Genomic DNA, 18,058 nt, shown 5'->3' with positions numbered 1-18,058 from the left:
CCTGCCGTGTCGAGCCCGGCGGCGTGGGACAAGATGGACGTCGTGTCCCAACCTGATCCCGACCTGCTCGTCCAACTCGACTCCGTGTCCGTCCGCCGGGGGACCACGACGCTCGTCGGTCCGGTGACCTGGAACGTCGAACTCGACGAGCGGTGGGTGGTGCTCGGCCCCAACGGCGCGGGCAAGACGACCCTGCTGAAGATCGCCGCCGCGGAGCTCTACCCGACCGAGGGCACCGCGCACGTACTGGCGGAAACCCTGGGGCACGTGGACATCTCGGAGCTCAAGCCGCGGATCGGGCTCTCGTCGGCGGCACTCGCGGGACGGATTCCGGGCGACGAGGTGGTGTCCGATCTCGTGGTCTCCGCCGGCTACGCGGTCCTCGGCCGATGGCGCGAGGAGTACGAGGCCGTCGACGACGAGCGGGCCATCGACATGCTCGAGCGCGCCGGTATCGAGCACCTGGCCCGCCGCACGTTCGGCACGTTGTCCGAAGGGGAGCGCAAGCGGGTGCTCATCGCGCGGGCGCTCATGACCGACCCCGAACTGCTCCTGCTCGACGAGCCCGCCGCGGGCCTCGACCTCGGCGGACGTGAGGACCTCGTCGCGATCCTCGCCGAGCTCGCCATGAACCCCGACGCTCCGGCGACGGTGCTGGTCACCCACCACGTCGAGGAGATTCCGCCCGGCTTCACCCACGCCATGCTGCTCAAGGAGGGCGGCGTGGTCGCGCAGGGACTGATCGACGACGTCATCACGGAGGAGAACCTGTCGACGGCCTTCAGTCAGGCGATCGCGCTGGACCGGGCGGACGATCGGTTCTTCGCGCGCCGCAAGCGCCGCGGCCCGTCGCATCGACGCGCCCGATGAGCGTGCCGGTGCGCGACGCGTCGACCGTCGTGCTGGTGCGGGACGGCGAGCACGGCCTCGAGGTCTTCCTGCAGCGTCGGGTGAAGGCCATGGCGTTCGCCGCGGGGATGACGGTCTATCCCGGCGGCGGTGTGGACGCATCCGACCGCACCGCGCCGACCGGGGTCGATCCGTGGGTGGGGCCCGCGCCGTCGTGGTGGGCCGAGCAGTTCGGTACCGACACCCCGACCGCCCGTGCCCTGGTCCTCGCCGCGGTGCGGGAGACGTTCGAGGAGTGCGGCATCCTGCTCGCCGGACCGGACGAGCACGCGGTCGTCGCCGACACCGCGGCGTACGCGGCGGGCCGACGGGCGGTCGAGTCCCGCGACATCGCGTTCTCGGAGTTCCTCGCCGACACCGGACTGTCCGTCCGCGCCGATCTGCTCCGGCCGGCCGCCCGGTGGATCACCCCCGAGGGGGAGACCACCCGCCGCTACGACACCCGGTTCTTCCTCGCCGTGGTGCCGACCGGGCAGCGAGCCGACGACGCCACCAGCGAAGCCGTCGACGCCGGCTGGTTCCGGCCCGCCGACGCCCTCGCGGATCTGCGCACCCGCGCCCGCACGATGATGCCGCCCACCTGGTCCACCCTGGCGGATCTGGCCGAGCACGACACCGTCGCGGACGCGTTCGCGGCCTCCTACCGCCTGGACCCGGTGCAGCCCGTGCTCGTGCGCGACGGGGAGCACCGCCGGGTGGAGTTCCCCGGCGCCGAGCGTTACTACGCGGCCTTCGCCTGAGGGCACCGACGACCGTGCGCCCCGGTAGCCTCACCGGCATGGCTGAATTCGTGACTCTCGACGTCGACGGCGGAATCGGCACCATCCGGCTGTCGCGCCCCCCGATGAACGCGCTGAACCGTCAGGTGCAGGGCGAGTTGCGGGAGGTCGCGGCGGCGGCGACCGCGGACGACGCGGTGCGCGCGGTGATCGTGTACGGCGGCGAAAAGGTCTTCGCCGCGGGGGCGGACATCAAGGAGATGGCCGAGATGAGCGCGCAGCAGATGACCGATGCGATCGGCGGTCTGCAGGCCGGGCTCGGCGCCGTCGCGTCGATTCCGAAGCCGACCGTCGCGGCGATCACCGGCTACGCCCTGGGCGGTGGCCTCGAGGTCGCGCTCGGCGCGGATCGACGCATCGCCGGGGACAATGCGAAGCTCGGTGTGCCGGAGGTGCTCCTCGGCGTCATTCCCGGTGGCGGCGGCACCCAGCGTCTCGCGCGCCTGATCGGCCCGAGTCGGGCCAAGGACATGATCTTCACCGGCCGCTTCGTCGGCGCGGAGGAGGCGCTGCGTATCGGACTGGTCGACGAGGTGGTGGCCCCCGATGCGGTGTACGACGCCGCCCGGGCGTGGGCGAGCCAGTTCGTCGGCGGGGCCTCGCGCGCGTTGGCCGCCGCGAAGGCCGCGATCGACGAGGGTCTCGACACCGACCTCGCGACGGGTCTGAAGATCGAGGCCCACGTGTTCGCGTCGTTGTTCGCCACCGACGACCGGTCCATCGGCATGTCGTCGTTCCTCGAGAACGGCCCCGGCAAGGCCGAGTTCACGGGGAACTGACGCGGTCCGTCACGGGGCACCGGTTAGGCTCTGTTTTCATGACCGTTCGTCACGACCCGATTCCGGCCGACTCGTCGGCCGACGCGACCTCCGATCCGGCACCGCGGCCCCACGCGAGTGCCGAGGAGGTCGCCGCCGCACGCTCGGACACCAAGCTCGCCCAGGTGCTCTACCACGACTGGGAAGCCGAGACGTACGACGACAAGTGGTCCATCTCCTACGACCAGCGCTGCATCGACTACGCCCGCGGCCGGTTCGACGCGGTGGCGGGCGATCAGCCGCTGCCGTACGAGCGGGCGCTGGAGCTGGGCTGCGGCACCGGCTTCTTCCTGCTCAACCTCATGCAGAGCGGGGTCGCCGCCACCGGCTCGGTGACCGACCTGTCGCCGGGCATGGTCAAGGTCGCCCTGCGCAACGCCGAGAACCTCGGTCTCCCGGTCGACGGGCGCGTGGCCGACGCGGAGACCATCCCGTACGACGACGACACGTTCGACCTCGTCGTGGGTCACGCAGTGCTGCACCACATTCCGGACGTCGAGCAGTCCCTGCGGGAAGTGCTGCGGGTGCTGAAGCCCGGCGGCCGCTTCGTGTTCGCGGGCGAGCCGACCACCGTCGGCAACTTCTACGCGCGCTGGCTCGGCCGGGCGACGTGGGAGGCCACGACGCGCGTGACCAAGCTGCCGTTCCTCGCCGACTGGCGTCGCCCGCAGCAGGAACTCGACGAGTCCTCGCGTGCCGCGGCGCTCGAAGCCGTCGTGGATCTGCACACGTTCGATCCGGCGGAGCTCGAGGAGATCGCGACGGCCGCCGGCGCCGAGGGCGCGCAGGCGAAGACCGAGGAGTTCGCCGCGGCGCTGCTGGGGTGGCCCGTGCGCACGTTCGAGGCAGCCGTGCCGGCGGAGAAGCTCGGCTGGGGGTGGGCACGGTTCGCCTTCACCGGCTGGAAGTCGCTCAGCTGGCTCGACGAGAAGGTGCTCCACCACGTGGTGCCGCGCGGCTACTTCTACAACGTGATGATCACCGGCACCAAGCCGCTCGCCACCGACTGACTCGGTGGGCTACGCGTTCGACCTCGCCGACGTCGAGTATCTGACGGTCGCGGCGGAGGCGCTCGCCGAGGTCGACGAGTACGCACTGACCCCGGCCTCCCTGGTCGGCGACCTGGCGCGAGTGCGTGCCCGCTTCGGTGCCCACGCCGCGGCGCTGGTGGAGACGGTGACGGTGCGGCGCAAGGCGCGCGCCAAGCTCGCGGCGTCCGGATCGTGGTTGCTGACCGACGACGCCGTCCAGCAGGCGACGCCGGACGCGGTGTCGGCGCATCGCGCAGCCCGGCTGGCGGGTCGCGCCGTGCACGACGTCACCTGCTCCATCGGGACCGAGTTGCACGCGTTGCGGGCGACGGCCGCGACGGTGGTGGGCAGCGACCTCGACGAGGTACGCCTGGCGATGGCGGCACGCAACGTTCCGGACGTTCCGGTCCTGCGGGCCGACGCACTGACGCCGGTGACCCGCGGGACGGTGGTGGTGGCGGATCCCGGTCGGCGGTCGGGCGGACGGCGACTGCGCGACCCCGCGGCACTCGAACCCCCACTGCCGCAGCTGTTGTCGGCCTACGCCGGTCGCGACCTCGTGGTGAAGTGTGCGCCGGGACTGGATTTCGATCGCCTGCCGACCGATGCGGAGATCGAGGTGGTCTCGCTCGACGGCGCCGTGCGCGAGGCGTGCCTCTGGACGGGCACGCTCGCCGATGCCGGGGTGCGACGACGCGCGACGGTCCTGCGGGCGGGCGCACCGCCGGTGTCGCTGGTGGACACCGACCCGGACGAGATAGACGAGCGTCCGCCGGGGCGGTACATCGTCGATCCCGACGGCGCCGTGGTGCGGTCCGGGCTGGTCCGGCAGTACGCGGCACGGCACGGCCTGTGGCAACTCGACCCGCGGATCGCGCATCTCACCGGCGACCGCATTCCGCCGGACACGTCGGGATTCGAGATCCTGGATCGGCTTCCGCTGCAGGAGAAGCAGTTACGGAAGGAACTCGCGCGCCGGGACTGCGGCTCCCTCGAGATCCTGGTGCGTGGGGTGGACGTCGATCCGGCGGTTCTCAGGCCGAAACTCGGGTTGCGCGGATCCGCGCCGATGTCACTGGTGGTCACCCGGATCGGCCGCGCCGCGGTCGCCTTCGTCTGCGGACCTCGCACAGCCGGTGGGCCGACTCGCACCCCCGGTGCAGAGGGAACTCCACCGTCCGGCGATCAGCGGAACGAGTAGAGGGTCCCGAGCCCGACGGGGACGACGACCGCACCGTCCGACCCGACCACGACGCCCGGACTGTATCCGGCGGCGTCCGGAAGCGCGTCGGTGTCCACGGTCTCGCCGGTGGCGAGATCGACGGTGGTGAGCGACAACTCGTCGGTGCCGGTCACCGCGTAGACGGTGGAGCCCGCGACGGCGGGGGCACCTGCCTGCACGAGATCGGTACGCTCCCACGCCGGTTCGGGAGCGTCGCCGGTGTCGCGGATCGCCCGCAGCACGGCGCCGGCTCCGCCGGAGGGCACCAGGGTGCCGTCCGGAGCGACGGTCACGCTGCCCGCCGCGCGGTCGCCGACGAAGTAGGTCCACACCTCGCGGCCGTCGCTGGTGTCGTACGCGCGCACGGACCCCTCGACGTCCGTCGTGTACAGGCGGGACCCGTCCGGGGACAGCACCGGACTCGACGTGACGGCCGTCGGCAGCAGGTCCGACGACCACTCCTCCGACCAACTCGGTGTCGGGCCCGCGGTGTAGCGCAGTGCAACCACCTGAGGGGCGATCGCACCCTCCCGCCACAGGACGACGTAGACGACGCTCGCGTCGAGGTCGACCGCAGGGGCGGCGGCGACCGGGCAGGCGGGGCCTCCGGCGAGGCAGGCCAGCAGCCCGTCGTCCGCGGCGCGCAGCTGCGTGTCGGGTGCGGCGAGGGGATCGGGGGTGGGGACCAAATCCAGGATCGGGGCCTCGGGCCGTCCACTCTGATTGGACAGCACGTTCACCTGACCGAACTGCGTGATCGCCAACAGATTGCCGTCGGGCAGGAACTGGGGGGTGCGCGGAACGCCGTACACCGGTGTGAGCCACCGGGTCTGGCCGTTCGGATTGACGGACACCACGGCGCCGTCCTCACCTGCGTACAGGTTCGACGCGGTGTCGGCGACGGGAGTGGACGACACTCCGGCGGGGCCGAGACCGTTGCAGAAGCGCTTGCGTCCGGTCTCGCCCTGGAACGAGCCCAGGGGGCAGTTGCCGGAGGCGGCCAGCGATGCGGTGATCTGCCCGTTGGGCGCGATGGACGGTCGGGTCGCGATCTCCGCGCCGAGCGGGCGGGTCCACTCGAGGGACAGGTCGCGGCTGCCGTCGGTGGTCACCGAGGCACTGTTGTGAGCATCGGACAGACCCCCGCGCCACCCGGTGTCGCCGAAGATGTCGACCGGTCCGTCGTTCGATCCGCAGGAGGCGATCAGCCCCGCCGCCGCCAGCAGGGCGACGACCGAACGAGAGCGCACCGGGCGTCGGGTCCGGTGCGAGTACTCGTCGGGCATGCAGGCTCCTGCCGGGTCGGATCGGGGCATCGCGATGCTATCGGACCCGCCGTCCCGGCCCGGGGTCCGGCCGCGTCCGCGGCGCGGCCCGTCCGTGCGGTGCGTCGATCGGCGCCGATTAGGGTGACCGGTCATGACGAGCATGTGGAACGCCCCACTGCGGTCGCGGTGGCGCGGGTCGCGACGACGCGACCCCGAGCAGGCCCGATTCCTGACCCTCGCGTCGCTGCGCTGGGTCCTCGCCCACAAGGCGTACACGCCCTGGTACCTGGTGCGCTACTACCGCCTGGCGAAGTTCAAGGCCGCCAATCCGCACGTCGTTCTGCGCGGCATGGTGTTCCTGGGCAGGAACGTCGAGATCCACGCGACCCCGGAACTGGCCCGCCTCGAGATCGGGCGATGGGTGCACATCGGCGACGGCAACGCGCTGCGCTGTCACGAAGGGTCACTGCGTATCGGCGACAAGGTCGTCTTCGGCAAGGACAACGTGGTCAACACCTACCTCGACATCGAGATCGGCGCGTCCACCCTGGTCGCCGACTGGTGTTACATCTGCGACTTCGACCACCGCACCGAGGACGTCACCGTCCCGATCAAGGACCAGGGCATCGTGAAGTCACCGGTGCGGATCGGACCCGACACGTGGATCGCCGCCAAGGTGACGGTGCTGCGGGAGACCGTCGTCGGCCGCGGATGCGTGCTCGGGGCCCATGCGGTGGTCAAGGGTCACGTGCCCGACTACGGGATCGCCGTGGGTGCCCCGGCTCGGGTGGTGCGCAACCGGAAGGCGGACTGGGAGGCGGGCGCGGCCGACCGCGCGCAGTACGTGGCCGCGCTCGAGGACATCGCCCGCAAGAAGGCGGCCGGGACCACCGACCTGCCGGACTAGCTCGAATCCCGTTCCAGCAGTGGCCGTTCGACGACGTGCGGTCGCGCGTACGGGGTGCGGACGCGGCGCTTCGCGGCGGCGAGGATCGTGGCGGTCTCACGGGCGACCGTCGACCACGCGAAGTCCGCGGTGAGGCGATCGCGGGCGGCGTCGACGAGCGTGCGGGTGCGCTCCGGCTCGTCCAGCGAGCGGCGGACCGCGGCGGCCAGTGCGGCCACGTCGCCGGGGGCGAAGGAGCGACCGGTGACCCCGTCGGTGACGGCTTCGCCCAGTCCGCCCGCGGTCGAGGCCACCACGGGGATGCCGGCCGCGGCGCCTTCGAGCGCGATGATGCCGAACGGCTCGTACCGGCTGGGGAGGACGAGAACGTCGGCCCGGTGCAGGTGGGCCAGCACGCCGTCGTGATCGGCGGAGCCGGCGAAGACGACGGATCGCCGCACGCGATGCGCGCGGGCGAGTTCGATCAGGTGGTCCCGCTGGGTGCCGTCGCCGACGATCGTGAGGGTCGTGCCGGGGTGGGTCCGGCGGAGGCGGGGGAGGGCGGCGATCAGGTCCTGCACGCCCTTCTCGTATTCGAGCCGGCCCACGTAGAGCAGGGCGGGTGGGCAGCCGGTCGGTCCATGGGGGCGGAACGTCCAGGTGGAGGTGTCGATCCCGTTGCGCACCACGTGCATCGGGCCGGGTGGGGCGAAGAGGCGAGCCACCTCGTCGTCCATCGATGCGGAGCAGGTGATCACCGCGTCGGACTCCTGCGCGAGCCACCACTCGATCGAGTGGACCTGCCGGTTCACTCGGCCCGACACCCAGCCGCTGTGTCGACCGGCCTCGGTGGCGTGGAAGGTGGTGACCAGGGGCACGTCGAAGAACTCGGCGAGGGCGATCGCGGGGTGCGCGACGAGCCAGTCGTGGGCGTGGACGACGTCGGGAACCCACCCCTCGCCGACGCCCGGCTTCGACAGGGCGAGTCCGGCCCGGACCATCGCGTGACCCAGCGCGAGGGTCCACTCGATCATGTCCACGCCGAACGCGAAGTGCGCCGGGTCCTCGGCGACCGCCACCACCAGCACTCCGTCGGCCACGACGGCCTCGGTGGGGTGGGTGGAGCCGTCGGTGCCCGTGGGCCGACGGGCGAGAACCACCACCTCGTGGCCCGCGGCGGCGAGTTCGGTCGCGAGATGGTGCACGTGACGCCCGAGTCCCCCGACGACGACGGGCGGGTACTCCCAGGAGACCAGCAGGACTCTCATCGCACCCCTTCCCGACGACCCGTGACCCCTCCGGCCGGGGCATCGCTCGTCGGGAGCCTACGGGCATCGAGGTCGGGAAACAGCCCGTCGGCGGCGTTCCACCCGGCGGCGAGCCCGGCGGCGACGTCCGGTCGTCCCGCCGTGCGCGCGGCGGCGATCTCCCGGACGGCATGAGCGTGCTCGTGCGCGCGATCGCGGGCGTACTGCGCGGCGGAGTCCTTGCTCACCATGAACGCCCAGTCGCTCGACACGGTCAGCAGCGCCTCGCGCAGGATCTGATCGGCGGTCCGGTCCCGTCCGGCGGTCTCGGCGGGGCCGCGGGCATCGACGGCGTCGACCGCCTGCAGGGCGGTGGCCGTCACCTCCGCGTTGAGGCGCACCAGGTCCTGCACCGGGTCCCCGGCCCAGACTCGCCAGTCCTTCCCGGATCCCCACGACGTGTTCGGCAGGTCCGTCGGCTCGCCGACGAACCCGGCCGTCCGGGCGGCGGTCAGCGTGCCCACCCGCACCCCGGCCTCGGGGAGGGCGCGCAGGACGGCCTCGAGCCACTCGGGGCCCTCGTGCCACCAGTGTCCGAACAGCTCGGTGTCGAAGGCCGCCGTCACCAGCGCGGGACGTCCGGTGCGCGCGTGCTCGTCGTGGAGTCGGCCCCGGACCACGTCGACGAAGTCACGGACGTGGTCCTGCAGGGCCGCGGCGGCGAGATCCGGGGCGTAGGGGGCCTTGTCCGGACCGGCGACGGTCCGCCCGGTGACGCGCACGATCTTGAGGCCGGTGCCGTGGTCGTAGGTGTGGAAGTCGCGGTACGCGGCGTGGCCGGGGTAGCCGGACTTCGGCGACCACACGCGGTAGCTGACCGGGAGGTCCCGCCCGAACGCGACCACGTCGGTGTCGCCGACGGGCCGACCGAGCGTGGTGTCGCCGCGCAGAGCGGGTCCGTCGACCAGGAAATGACTCACCCCGGCCGCCGCGTAGTCCTGCTCCATCCCGGCGGTGAAGGCGCACTCCGGCGCCCAGATTCCGTCGGCGCGTCGGCCCAGGCGTCGAGCGCCGTCGCGCAATCCCTCGGCCAGCGAGAACGTTCGCAGTCGTGGATCGAGCAGCGGCTGGAACGGGTGCATCAGAGGACCGCCCAGCAGTTCGACGGCACGATCGTCGACCAGGCGACGCAGCACGGGCGACGCGCCGTGACGCCATCGGGTCTCGAACTCGGCGAGAGCGCGTCCGGCCTCGCGGTACTCGCGTCGACCCGCCTCCCGGCGGTCGGCGTCCCGTGACGTCGCCGCCTCGGCGGCGCGCAGTGACCAGTTGCCCAGCCAGTGGTGCATGCCGTCGAGGGCGTGCGGATCGTCGAGTTGGGCGGCGAGGACCGGTGTGATGCCCAGGGTCAGCAGATCGGTGCGACCCTCCGCCGACAGCCGCCGCAGCACGTCCACCACCCGCAGGTAGGAGCCGGCCCACGACTGGTAGAGCCACTCCTCACCGACCGGCCACCGGCCGTGATGGGGCAGCCACGGCAGATGGGAGTGCAGCACCAGGGCGAACATCCCGGGTACCTGCCCCGTGCCGGCCTCGGTCACGGAGCGAGCGGGGCGCGCGCGACGATCACCAGGTCGAGGCTCGCGTCGAGGTCGTCGGGGGTCAGGGCGAAGTCGCCGACGTCGATGCCCGCGACGTCCCGAGTGAGGTCGTCGGGCCACGGTTCGCCGGCCAGGGCACGGTCGATCTGCGCGTCGACGAAGGAGCCACCGTGCCGACGGTCGAGTTCCTGCAGGGTGGGCCCGTGCCGGACCCCGGTGAGCGACTCCACCTCGAACCCGGCGGTGACGACGAGCTCGCCTAGCTCGACGGGGTCGAGTTCACGGGTGTGGAACGGATTCAGCGGGGTGTCCCGGCCGGGGGAGAAGGTGATGCGGTTGGGCGTACTCATGATCAGCACGCCGCCCGGGACCAGGACCCGACGACACTCCCGGACGAAGCGGTCCTGGTCCCAGAGATGCTCGATCACCTGCAGGGTGACGACGACGTCCATCGCGCCGTCGGCGACGGGCAGGTCGACGAGGTTGCCACGGACGATGTCGACCGCGGGGTAGCGAACGGCGATGTGGTCGGCGGCGGCGACGTCGTAGTCGACGCCGAGCACCCGTCGCGCCGACTCGGCGATCATCGCCGCCCCGTAGCCCTCGCCGGGACCCGCCTCGAGGACCGTGCGTCCTGCGCACCGCGGGGCGATGTCCCGGTAGACGACCTCGTGGCGTCGGAACCAGTAGTTCTCCTCGGCGATCCCCGGAACCGTTCGTTCGCCCGTGAGCGGAAGGGGGTCTCCGCTCGGGGTCGGCGCTGCCGGTGTCGCGTCGTTCATCCGGGCGAGAGTAGTTCGTGACGCGACACACCCGAACAGGTGGGGAGGAGGGGTTGAAAAAATCTGACGGCGGAGTAAGTTACCGATCAGTAACCCTCGATGGGGTAACGTCCACGTCACAGCGGCCGGATGCGCGAGCACCCACCGCACGCACCGGGAACGTCGGGCGCCCATCGCCGAGCTACCGGTGAGTAGTGATCGGACCGGATCGTCACCCACACGACACAGGAGGTCGACGCAGACCCATGACGAACATCGTCGTACTGATCAAGCAGGTCCCGGACACGTGGTCCGAGCGCAAACTCTCCGACGGCGACTACACGCTGGACCGCGAGGCCGCGGACGCCGTGCTGGACGAGATCAACGAGCGTGCGGTCGAGGAAGCGCTGCTCATCAAGGAGCGCGACGGCGGCGAGGTCAAGGTTCTGTCGGCCGGCCCCGACCGCGCCACCGAGGCCATCCGCAAGGCCCTGTCGATGGGCGCCGACAGCGCCGTCCACGTCAACGATCCCGCCATGCACGGATCGGACGCCATCCAGACCGCCTGGGCCCTGGCCGCCGCGCTGGGCCAGGTCGAGTTCGAGAACGGTGAGGCCGCCGACCTGGTCATCGCCGGCAACGAGGCCACCGACGGCCGCATCGGTGCGGTCCCCGCCATCATCGCCGAGTACCTGGGCATCCCGCAGTTGACGCAGATGCGCAAGCTCGTCGTCGCCGACGGCAAGGTCTCCGGCGAGCGCGAGACCGACGAAGGTGTCTTCGGCCTCGAGGCCGAGCTCCCCGCCATCGTCTCGGTCACCGAGAAGATCAACGAGCCGCGGTTCCCGTCCTTCAAGGGCATCATGGCCGCGAAGAAGAAGACCGTGCAGGTGCTCACCCTCGCCGACATCGGCGTCGAGCCCGAGACGGTCGGCGTGGACAACGCCGGCACCACGGTCACCACCGTCACCCCCAAGCCCCCCAAGACGGCCGGCGAGCGAGTGACCGACGAGGGCGACGGCGGCACCAAGGTCGCCGACTACCTGGTCTCGCAGAAGATCATCTAGTCACCCCCGTCCACCGCCCGACCCGAACCACAGGAGAGTCAGTCACATGGCAGAGGTACTGGTCCTCGTCGAACACGCCGACGGGGCACTGAAGAAGGTCACCACCGAACTCATCACCGCCGCACGGGTTCTCGGTGAACCCGCCGCGGTCGTCACCGGCGCGCCCGGCACCACCGACAAGATCGCCGACGCGCTCGCCGAGGCCGGCGCGGCCAAGATCTACGTCGCGGAGTCCGACGCCGTCGACGGCTTCCTCGTCACCCCCAAGGTCGACGTGCTCGCCTCGCTCGCCGAGTCCGCGTCGCCCGCCGCGATCATCACCTCCGGCGGCATCGAGGGCAAGGAGGTGGCCGGACGTCTGGCCGCTCGCCTCGGCGCCGGTCTCCACCAGGACGTCGTGTCGGTCAGCGCCGACAAGTCCGCCACCTACTCGATCTTCGGTGGCGCGTTCACCGTCGAGGCCAAGACCAACGGCGACGTGCCGGTCATCTCGGTCCGCCCCGGTGCGATCGAGGCGGAGCCGCAGGCCGGCGCAGGCGAGCGTGTCGACGTCGAGGTTCCGGCCCAGGAAGAGGCCGTGGTCCGCGTCGTCTCGCGTGACCCGATCGTCGGTGGCGATCGTCCGGAACTCACCGAGGCGTCCGTCGTCGTCTCCGGTGGCCGCGGTGTCGGCAGCGCCGACAAGTTCTCCGTGGTCGAGGAGCTCGCCGACTCGCTCGGTGCTGCCGTCGGCGCCTCCCGCGCCGCCGTCGACTCCGGTTACTACCCCGGCCAGTTCCAGGTGGGTCAGACGGGTAAGACCGTCTCCCCGCAGCTCTACGTCGCCCTCGGCATCTCCGGCGCGATCCAGCACCGCGCCGGCATGCAGACGTCCAAGACCATCGTCGCGGTCAACAAGGACGAGGAAGCCCCCATCTTCGAGATCGCCGACTACGGCGTGGTGGGCGACCTGTTCGACGTCGCACCCCAGCTGACCGAGGCGGTCAAGAAGCGCAAGGGCTGACCGCCCCCGCGGTTCGCACCTCGGGCCGGGCCCCGTCACCAGTTCACGGTGACGGGGCCCGGCTCGTTTCACGAATGGTCACGTAGCTGCCACGAACACGGCACGCGGGTGTGGCCGCACGGACGTTCGGGCGCGACAGATTCGGGCCATGACCGTTCGATCGATCTCGACGACGTCACCATCCGACCCCCGAGCGCTGCTCGCAGCACCCGCTCCGCGAGCTCTGCTCGCGGTACCCGACACGCGAGTGCTGCTCGCGGATCGGCACTACTCCCTCCTCGTCGGCGCCTCCCCGGACCACGCCAGGGCAGCCCAACGACTCCGAGCCGACGTCTTCGGCTCCGAACCCGGTTTCGCCGCGGCGTCCTTCGCCGACGGCCTCGACGTCGACCGGTACGACGAGCACTGCGATCACCTGCTGGTCGTGGAGAACGAGACCGACGCCGTCGTCGGCTGCTACCGGATGCTCACTCCCGCCGGCGCGGAGCGCGCCGGCGGCTACTACACCGCCACCGAGTTCGACATCAGCGAATTGCGCGCCTTCGAGCTCGGCACCGTCGAGATGGGCCGCGCCTGCGTCGACCGCGAGCACCGCAGCGGAGCCGTGCTCGCGTTGATGTGGTCGGGCATCCTGCGCTATCTCGACCTGGGGGGCCACGACCGCGTGATGGGATGCGTCTCGGTGCCCATGGACCTCGGTGACGGTGCGCCCGTCGGAGCGCACGTGCGCGGGGTCCGCGACCTGGTGTCGGCGCGGCACCGCAGCGCCCGACGTGCGTATCCGCGCACGCCGGTGCGGGTGGACGGGGTGGACCTGCAGGACATCGCACCGCCGGCACGGACGACGGTGCCGCCGCTGCTGCGCGGCTATCTGCGCATGGGCGCGTCGATCTGCGGCGAACCCGCGCACGACCCCGAGTTCGGGGTGGCGGACTTCGTCGCGCTGCTGCACATGGCCGACGCCAACGTGCGGTACCTCGATCGGCTGCGCTCGGCGGCCGGTGCGGTGCCGGAACGCACCCCGACGACCGGCGGCGACCGGTGACGCACGCCTGGATGCCGGCCAGCCCGTGCGGCACCGGATGCCGCACCGCGCCGGTGGCCACTGCCGGCGCCCTGCGCGTCGTGGTGCGCTGCGTCCTGATCGCGCTGCTCCTGCTGGTGTTCCCGCTCCTGCTCGCCGGCCGTGTGCTGCCGGCGCCGGGCCGCCGCGCCGCCGCCCGTCTCGGGGCCCGTGGACTGCTCGCCGCGCTCGGCATCGGTCTCGACCGACGGGTGGGCCGGCCGGCCGACGCGGGTGTCGGCACCCTGGTCGTCGCGAACCACGTCTCCTGGACCGACATCCTGGTCCTGGCCGCGTGCTTCCCGTGCCGGTTCGTCGCGCGCGCCGACCTGGTCGACTGGCCCGTCCTCGGCCTACTGGCGCGCATCGTCAAGGTGATTCCCATCGCGCGAGACCGTCTGCGCACCCTGCCCGACACCGTCGACGAGGTGAAGGACGCACTCCGGGGCGGGGCGACCGTCGTCGTCTTCCCCGAGGGCACCACCTGGTGCGGGACGGCCTACGGCCGCTTCCGCCCCGCCCTGTTCCAGGCCGCCGTCGACACCGGAGCGACCGTGCGCCCGGTCGGCATTGCCTACCGGGAGCGGACGGGTGCGCCGAGCACCGCCACCGCCTTCGTCGGGGCCGAAGGAATCGGAGAGTCGATGTCGCGCATCCTGCGCCTGAAGGGAGTCCGCGCGGAGGTCGTCACCGGCGCCGACCTCGACGCGATCGGCGGCGACCGACGCGACCTCGCCCGCCGGGCCGAACGGTCGGTGCGCGGAGCAGGCGACGTCACCGCCGTCCCGCCGCTGCGCGTCGTCGCGCGTCGGGTTCCCGCGGTCGGTGTCGATCGCGTCGCTGCTCCTCACGGGGAGGCCCTGCGCGCCGGGTGAGAATCGGCACGCGCGGCGGCACCCGCGGTAGCGGCTAAACTGGTCGCCGTCATGACGGATCCCGGTTCGTCGCGCCCCGCGCGGCCCACGGTCTACCTCGATCACGCCGCCACCACTCCGATGGTCCCGGCTGCGATCGAGGCGATGGTCGACGTGTTCGGCACCCGCGGCAACGCGTCCTCCCTCCACGGATCGGGTCGGGGCGCGCGGCGCCGCGTCGAGGAGTCGCGGGAGTCCGTCGCGGCGGCCCTGGGCGCTCGCCCGTCCGAGGTGATCTTCACCTCCGGCGGCACCGAGTCCGACAACCTGGGGGTCAAGGGCATCTTCTGGGCCCGACGTGCGGCGGATCCTCGTCGCACCCGCGTGGTCACCAGTGCCGTCGAGCACCACGCGGTGCTGGACGCCGTCGAGTGGCTCGAACGGCACGAGGGCGCATCCGTCACCTGGCTGCCGGTGGAGGCCGACGGCACCGTCACGCCCGCCGCACTGCGCCGCGTTCTCGAGGACCATGCCGACGAGGTCGCCGTCGTCAGCATCATGTGGGCGAACAACGAGGTCGGCACCGTCATGCCGATCGCCGAGCTCGCGGCCGTCGCGGCCGAGTTCGACGTCCCGATGCACAGTGATGCGGTCCAGGCGGTCGGGAGTCGCGTGGTCGATTTCGCCGCGAGTGGCCTGTCCGCCCTGTCCATCGCCGCGCACAAGTTCGGCGGCCCGCAGGGCGTGGGCGCCTTGCTGCTGGGCCGGTCCGTGGCGTGCGAGCCGCTGCTGCACGGCGGTGGCCAGGAGCGCGACGTGCGCTCGGGCACTCCCGACGTCGCCGGTGCCGTGGGGATGGCCGCGGCGCTGGCGGTGGCCGTGGCGGACCGCCCGAACACCGAGGCTCGCCTGAGCGCACTGCGGGACCGATTCGCCGACGGCATCGTGGCCGCGATCCCCGACGCGCGCATCAACGGCGCCGCCGGAGAACGCCGCCTGCCCGGCAACGTCCACGTCACCTTCCGGGGTTGCGAAGGCGATTCACTGCTGATGCTGCTCGACGCCGCCGGCATCGAGTGCTCCACCGGGTCGGCCTGCACGGCCGGCGTTCCCCGCCCGTCGCACGTGCTGCTGGCGATGGGCGTCGATCCCGACGACGCGCGGGGCTCCCTGCGATTCTCGTTGGGCTACACCACCACCGACGCCGACGTCGATGCCGCACTCGCCGCGCTGCCGCGGGTGGTCGAGCGAGCCCGGGCCGCCGGCATGGCGTCGTCCGGTCGATCCCGAGGTTAGGACGAACGATGCGAGTTCTCGCTGCCATGAGCGGCGGAGTCGATTCCGCCGTGGCCGCCGCACGGGCGGTCGACGCCGGACACGACGTGGTCGGCGTCCACCTGGCGCTGTCCACGGCGCCGGGCACTCTCCGAACCGGGTCGCGCGGATGCTGTTCGAAGGAGGACGCCGGCGACGCCCGTCGTGCCGCGGACGTGCTCGGAATCCCGTTCTACGTCTGGGACTTCGCGGAGCGCTTCCGGGAGGACGTCATCGACGACTTCGTCGCGGCCTACGCCGCCGGCGAGACCCCCAACCCGTGCCTGCGGTGCAACGAGAAGATCAAGTTCGCTGCCCTCGCCGACCGGGCCGAGGCGCTCGGGTTCGACGCGGTGGCCACCGGCCATTACGCCCGCCTCGAGGACGGGGTGCTGCGGCGGGCCGTCGACGCCGACAAGGACCAGTCCTACGTGCTCGGCGTGCTCACCGCCCGCCAGCTCTCGCGGTCGCTGTTCCCGATCGGGGACACACCCAAGGCGCAGGTGCGCGAAGAGGCCGCGGCGCGCGGTCTCGCCGTCGCGGACAAGCCCGACAGTCACGACATCTGCTTCATCCCCTCCGGCGACACCCGGGCTTTCCTGGGTGCTCGCATCGGTATCCGGCCCGGCGCCCTGGTCGACGCGGAGACCGGGGACACGCTCGGCGAACACGACGGCGTGCACGGCTTCACCGTCGGGCAGCGCAAGGGGCTCGGACTGCCGGGTCCGGCTCCGGACGGCAAGCCGCGGTACGTCACCGCGATCGAGCCGGAGACGGGCACGGTGCGCGTCGGGTCGGCGGAGCGGCTGAACGTCCACGGCATCACCGCAGCGGCACCCGTGTGGACCTCCGGTGACGCGCCCGTCGGCGACATCGACTGCGTCGTGCAGGTGCGCGCCCACGGCGGGACCGCCCCGGCGACCGCGCGGGTGACCGAGGACGCCGTCGAGATCACCCTCCACACCCCGCTCACCGGGGTGGCGCGCGGGCAGGCCGCCGTGCTCTACCGTCCCGACCCCGCCGGTGACGTCGTGATCGGCAGCGGCACCATCGCGGGCACGGTCACCGAGCGGCCCGCCGTCGCGGGCACGGTATCCGAGCGGCCGGCACTCGTCGGCGATCGACCGGCCGAGTGACCACCCCCACCGCACCCGTGGCCGGCCGGGCCACGGGCATCGGATCGTGGCCGGGGACCGATGTCGGCGAGGCCGTGACGACGGTGGTCGGCGAACTCCCGGACCTGCCCCACGTGGTGGAACTGCCCGCCCGCGGCCTCGGCGCCGACACCGTCGGCCGGACCGGAGCGCTGCTGGTCGATCTCGACCTCGACGTGTCGACCACGGGATATCGGCTGGCCGGTGGCCGGAACGGCACCGCTCGGCGGGCCCGCGACCTGCTCGCCGAGGACCTCGACGTGCTCGAGGAGAAGTGGGAGCTCGCCGGCCTGCGGGGAACGGGGCGCACCGTGAAGGTGCAGGCCGCCGGGCCGTACACGCTCGCCGCGGACGTCCTGCTCGCCCGCGGCCGCCGGGTGCTGACCGATCCCGGTGCCGCACGCGACGTGGCCGATTCCCTCGCCGAAGGGGTGGCCGCACACGCCGACGAGGTGGCTCGACGTCTCGGGGCCGACGTCGTCGTGCAACTCGACGAACCGCGCCTGGACGCGGTGCTGGCCGGCACGCTCATCGGCCAGACGAGCCTCGAACGAGTGCCCGCCGTTCCCGCACCCGACGTGGCCGAGCGGTTCACCGCCGTGCTGAGCCGGCTCGGACGTCCGGTGATCGTGCATTCCTGCGCCGAGGACGTGCCCTTCGAGATCTTCGCCCGCGCCGGGGTTCATGCCGTCGCGTTCGACGTGTCCCTGGTCCGCCCCGCGCGGTACGACGCCCTCGGGGCCTACCTCGATGCCGGGGGTGTCGCCGTGCTCGGCATCCTGCCGGGAATCGATCCGGCGCCGGGTGTGCGCGAGCCGACCTGGAAGGACGCGGCCCGGCCCGCGGTCGAGCTGATCGATCGTCTGGGCTTCCCGCGCTCCGTCCTCACCGATCGGGTGGCGGTGTCGCCGGCGTGCGGGCTCGCCGGAGCCTCGGCGGGGTGGGCCCGGCGTGCGCTCACGGTGGTGCGGGACGTCGCGACGGCGTTCGCGGAGGATCCCGCCGCCCTCTGACCGCAGGTCACCGTGCCCCGACCGAAGGTCACCGTGCCCCGACCGCAGGTCACCGGGGGTGTCGGTGC

17 protein-coding genes are annotated in these 18,058 nt (G+C 72.2%); 13 read left to right on the top strand and 4 right to left on the bottom strand.

Annotated features, from left to right (window positions below; translation table 11 throughout):
• The first annotated feature begins 33 nt into the window (after nt 1–33).
• Genes RC2_RS10380 through RC2_RS10360 form a run of 5 tightly spaced genes read left to right on the top strand, consistent with a single transcriptional unit; the run spans nt 34 to nt 4,738 of the window.
• Complete coding sequence (locus RC2_RS10380) at nt 34–870, top strand: ABC transporter ATP-binding protein (RefSeq protein ID WP_068149505.1); 837 nt, start codon at nt 34–36, stop codon at nt 868–870.
• A complete protein-coding gene (locus RC2_RS10375; protein WP_068149508.1) occupies nt 867–1,649 on the top strand; it encodes an NUDIX hydrolase in 783 nt (260 codons plus the stop codon). Before RC2_RS10380 ends, RC2_RS10375 begins: the two co-directional genes overlap by 4 nt.
• 38 nt (nt 1,650–1,687) lie before the next feature.
• Nucleotides 1,688–2,467, top strand: a complete 780-nt coding sequence (locus tag RC2_RS10370; protein WP_068149510.1) for an enoyl-CoA hydratase/isomerase family protein — start codon at nt 1,688–1,690, stop codon at nt 2,465–2,467.
• A gap of 38 nt (nt 2,468–2,505) precedes the next feature.
• Nucleotides 2,506–3,516, top strand: a complete 1,011-nt coding sequence (locus RC2_RS10365; protein WP_068149515.1) for a class I SAM-dependent methyltransferase — start codon at nt 2,506–2,508, stop codon at nt 3,514–3,516.
• A gap of 4 nt (nt 3,517–3,520) precedes the next feature.
• Nucleotides 3,521–4,738 (top strand): class I SAM-dependent methyltransferase, encoded by a 1,218-nt coding sequence (locus tag RC2_RS10360; RefSeq protein WP_068149518.1) that lies wholly within the window; start codon nt 3,521–3,523, stop codon nt 4,736–4,738.
• On the opposite strand, the gene RC2_RS10355 is transcribed toward RC2_RS10360, so the two are convergent.
• Complete coding sequence (locus RC2_RS10355; protein ID WP_072681375.1) at nt 4,723–6,045, bottom strand: outer membrane protein assembly factor BamB family protein; 1,323 nt, start codon at nt 6,043–6,045, stop codon at nt 4,723–4,725. The two genes, RC2_RS10360 and RC2_RS10355, sit on opposite strands and share 16 nt — an antisense overlap.
• A 133-nt stretch (nt 6,046–6,178) precedes the next feature.
• On the opposite strand from RC2_RS10355, the gene RC2_RS10350 reads away from it, so the two are divergent.
• On the top strand, nt 6,179–6,934 hold the full coding sequence (locus tag RC2_RS10350; protein ID WP_068153430.1) for an acyltransferase: 756 nt from the start codon (nt 6,179–6,181) through the stop codon (nt 6,932–6,934).
• Here RC2_RS10350 and RC2_RS10345 read toward each other — a convergent pair.
• From RC2_RS10345 to RC2_RS10335, 3 genes are read right to left on the bottom strand one after another with little or no spacing between them, the layout of a single operon-like run.
• Nucleotides 6,931–8,181 (bottom strand): glycosyltransferase family 4 protein, encoded by a 1,251-nt coding sequence (locus RC2_RS10345; protein ID WP_072681373.1) that lies wholly within the window; start codon nt 8,179–8,181, stop codon nt 6,931–6,933. The two genes, RC2_RS10350 and RC2_RS10345, sit on opposite strands and share 4 nt — an antisense overlap.
• Nucleotides 8,178–9,728 (bottom strand): 1,4-alpha-glucan branching protein domain-containing protein, encoded by a 1,551-nt coding sequence (locus RC2_RS10340; protein ID WP_068145532.1) that lies wholly within the window; start codon nt 9,726–9,728, stop codon nt 8,178–8,180. The genes RC2_RS10345 and RC2_RS10340 overlap by 4 nt, the downstream gene beginning before the upstream one ends.
• 29 nt (nt 9,729–9,757) lie before the next feature.
• A complete protein-coding gene (locus tag RC2_RS10335; protein ID WP_068145507.1) occupies nt 9,758–10,543 on the bottom strand; it encodes a class I SAM-dependent methyltransferase in 786 nt (261 codons plus the stop codon).
• A gap of 245 nt (nt 10,544–10,788) precedes the next feature.
• Here RC2_RS10335 and RC2_RS10330 point away from each other — a divergent pair, with 245 nt between their 5' ends.
• The 7 genes from RC2_RS10330 (at nt 10,789) to RC2_RS10300 (ending at nt 17,990) form a co-directional block, all read left to right on the top strand.
• Nucleotides 10,789–11,589, top strand: coding sequence for an electron transfer flavoprotein subunit beta/FixA family protein (locus tag RC2_RS10330; protein ID WP_068145505.1), 801 nt, complete (start codon nt 10,789–10,791; stop codon nt 11,587–11,589).
• A gap of 46 nt (nt 11,590–11,635) precedes the next feature.
• The gene (locus RC2_RS10325) at nt 11,636–12,592 is read left to right on the top strand and encodes an electron transfer flavoprotein subunit alpha/FixB family protein (protein ID WP_068145502.1); all 957 of its coding nucleotides are present in this window, start codon (nt 11,636–11,638) and stop codon (nt 12,590–12,592) included.
• 148 nt (nt 12,593–12,740) lie between these two features.
• The gene (locus RC2_RS10320; protein WP_082895360.1) at nt 12,741–13,637 is read left to right on the top strand and encodes a GNAT family N-acetyltransferase; all 897 of its coding nucleotides are present in this window, start codon (nt 12,741–12,743) and stop codon (nt 13,635–13,637) included.
• A gap of 11 nt (nt 13,638–13,648) precedes the next feature.
• Nucleotides 13,649–14,530: a lysophospholipid acyltransferase family protein gene (locus RC2_RS10315; RefSeq protein ID WP_068145526.1), complete on the top strand. Its 882-nt coding sequence runs from the start codon at nt 13,649–13,651 to the stop codon at nt 14,528–14,530.
• A gap of 51 nt (nt 14,531–14,581) precedes the next feature.
• Nucleotides 14,582–15,805: a cysteine desulfurase family protein gene (locus RC2_RS10310; protein ID WP_068145500.1), complete on the top strand. Its 1,224-nt coding sequence runs from the start codon at nt 14,582–14,584 to the stop codon at nt 15,803–15,805.
• A gap of 8 nt (nt 15,806–15,813) precedes the next feature.
• Nucleotides 15,814–16,959: a tRNA 2-thiouridine(34) synthase MnmA gene (gene mnmA, locus RC2_RS10305; RefSeq protein ID WP_068145497.1), complete on the top strand. Its 1,146-nt coding sequence runs from the start codon at nt 15,814–15,816 to the stop codon at nt 16,957–16,959.
• Entirely contained in the window at nt 16,956–17,990 is a 1,035-nt protein-coding gene (locus RC2_RS10300; protein WP_068145495.1) for a uroporphyrinogen decarboxylase/cobalamine-independent methonine synthase family protein, read from the top strand. Before mnmA ends, RC2_RS10300 begins: the two co-directional genes overlap by 4 nt.
• Nucleotides 17,991–18,058: the final 68 nt, after the last annotated feature.

Origin of the sequence: Rhodococcoides corynebacterioides NBRC 14404 (assembly GCF_001894765.1) — a bacterium.
GTDB lineage: Bacteria > Actinomycetota > Actinomycetes > Mycobacteriales > Mycobacteriaceae > Rhodococcoides > Rhodococcoides corynebacterioides.
Note: the sequence above shows the minus strand (reverse complement) of the source record. Positions and strands in the feature narration are given on the sequence as shown.

What these genes read in the sequence shown, in the direction of transcription:
- RC2_RS10380 (WP_068149505.1), top strand. Translation starts at nt 34, where the DNA reads ATGGACGTCGTGTCCCAACCTGATCCCGACCTGCTCGTCCAACTCGAC.
- RC2_RS10375 (WP_068149508.1), top strand. Translation starts at nt 867, where the DNA reads ATGAGCGTGCCGGTGCGCGACGCGTCGACCGTCGTGCTGGTGCGGGAC.
- RC2_RS10370 (WP_068149510.1), top strand. Translation starts at nt 1,688, where the DNA reads ATGGCTGAATTCGTGACTCTCGACGTCGACGGCGGAATCGGCACCATC.
- RC2_RS10365 (WP_068149515.1), top strand. Translation starts at nt 2,506, where the DNA reads ATGACCGTTCGTCACGACCCGATTCCGGCCGACTCGTCGGCCGACGCG.
- RC2_RS10355 (WP_072681375.1), bottom strand. Translation starts at nt 6,045, where the DNA reads ATGCCCGACGAGTACTCGCACCGGACCCGACGCCCGGTGCGCTCTCGT.
- RC2_RS10350 (WP_068153430.1), top strand. Translation starts at nt 6,179, where the DNA reads ATGACGAGCATGTGGAACGCCCCACTGCGGTCGCGGTGGCGCGGGTCG.
- RC2_RS10345 (WP_072681373.1), bottom strand. Translation starts at nt 8,181, where the DNA reads ATGAGAGTCCTGCTGGTCTCCTGGGAGTACCCGCCCGTCGTCGTCGGG.
- RC2_RS10340 (WP_068145532.1), bottom strand. Translation starts at nt 9,728, where the DNA reads ATGTTCGCCCTGGTGCTGCACTCCCATCTGCCGTGGCTGCCCCATCAC.
- RC2_RS10335 (WP_068145507.1), bottom strand. Translation starts at nt 10,543, where the DNA reads ATGAACGACGCGACACCGGCAGCGCCGACCCCGAGCGGAGACCCCCTT.
- RC2_RS10330 (WP_068145505.1), top strand. Translation starts at nt 10,789, where the DNA reads ATGACGAACATCGTCGTACTGATCAAGCAGGTCCCGGACACGTGGTCC.
- RC2_RS10325 (WP_068145502.1), top strand. Translation starts at nt 11,636, where the DNA reads ATGGCAGAGGTACTGGTCCTCGTCGAACACGCCGACGGGGCACTGAAG.
- RC2_RS10320 (WP_082895360.1), top strand. Translation starts at nt 12,741, where the DNA reads ATGACCGTTCGATCGATCTCGACGACGTCACCATCCGACCCCCGAGCG.
- RC2_RS10315 (WP_068145526.1), top strand. Translation starts at nt 13,649, where the DNA reads ATGCCGGCCAGCCCGTGCGGCACCGGATGCCGCACCGCGCCGGTGGCC.
- RC2_RS10310 (WP_068145500.1), top strand. Translation starts at nt 14,582, where the DNA reads ATGACGGATCCCGGTTCGTCGCGCCCCGCGCGGCCCACGGTCTACCTC.
- mnmA (WP_068145497.1), top strand. Translation starts at nt 15,814, where the DNA reads ATGCGAGTTCTCGCTGCCATGAGCGGCGGAGTCGATTCCGCCGTGGCC.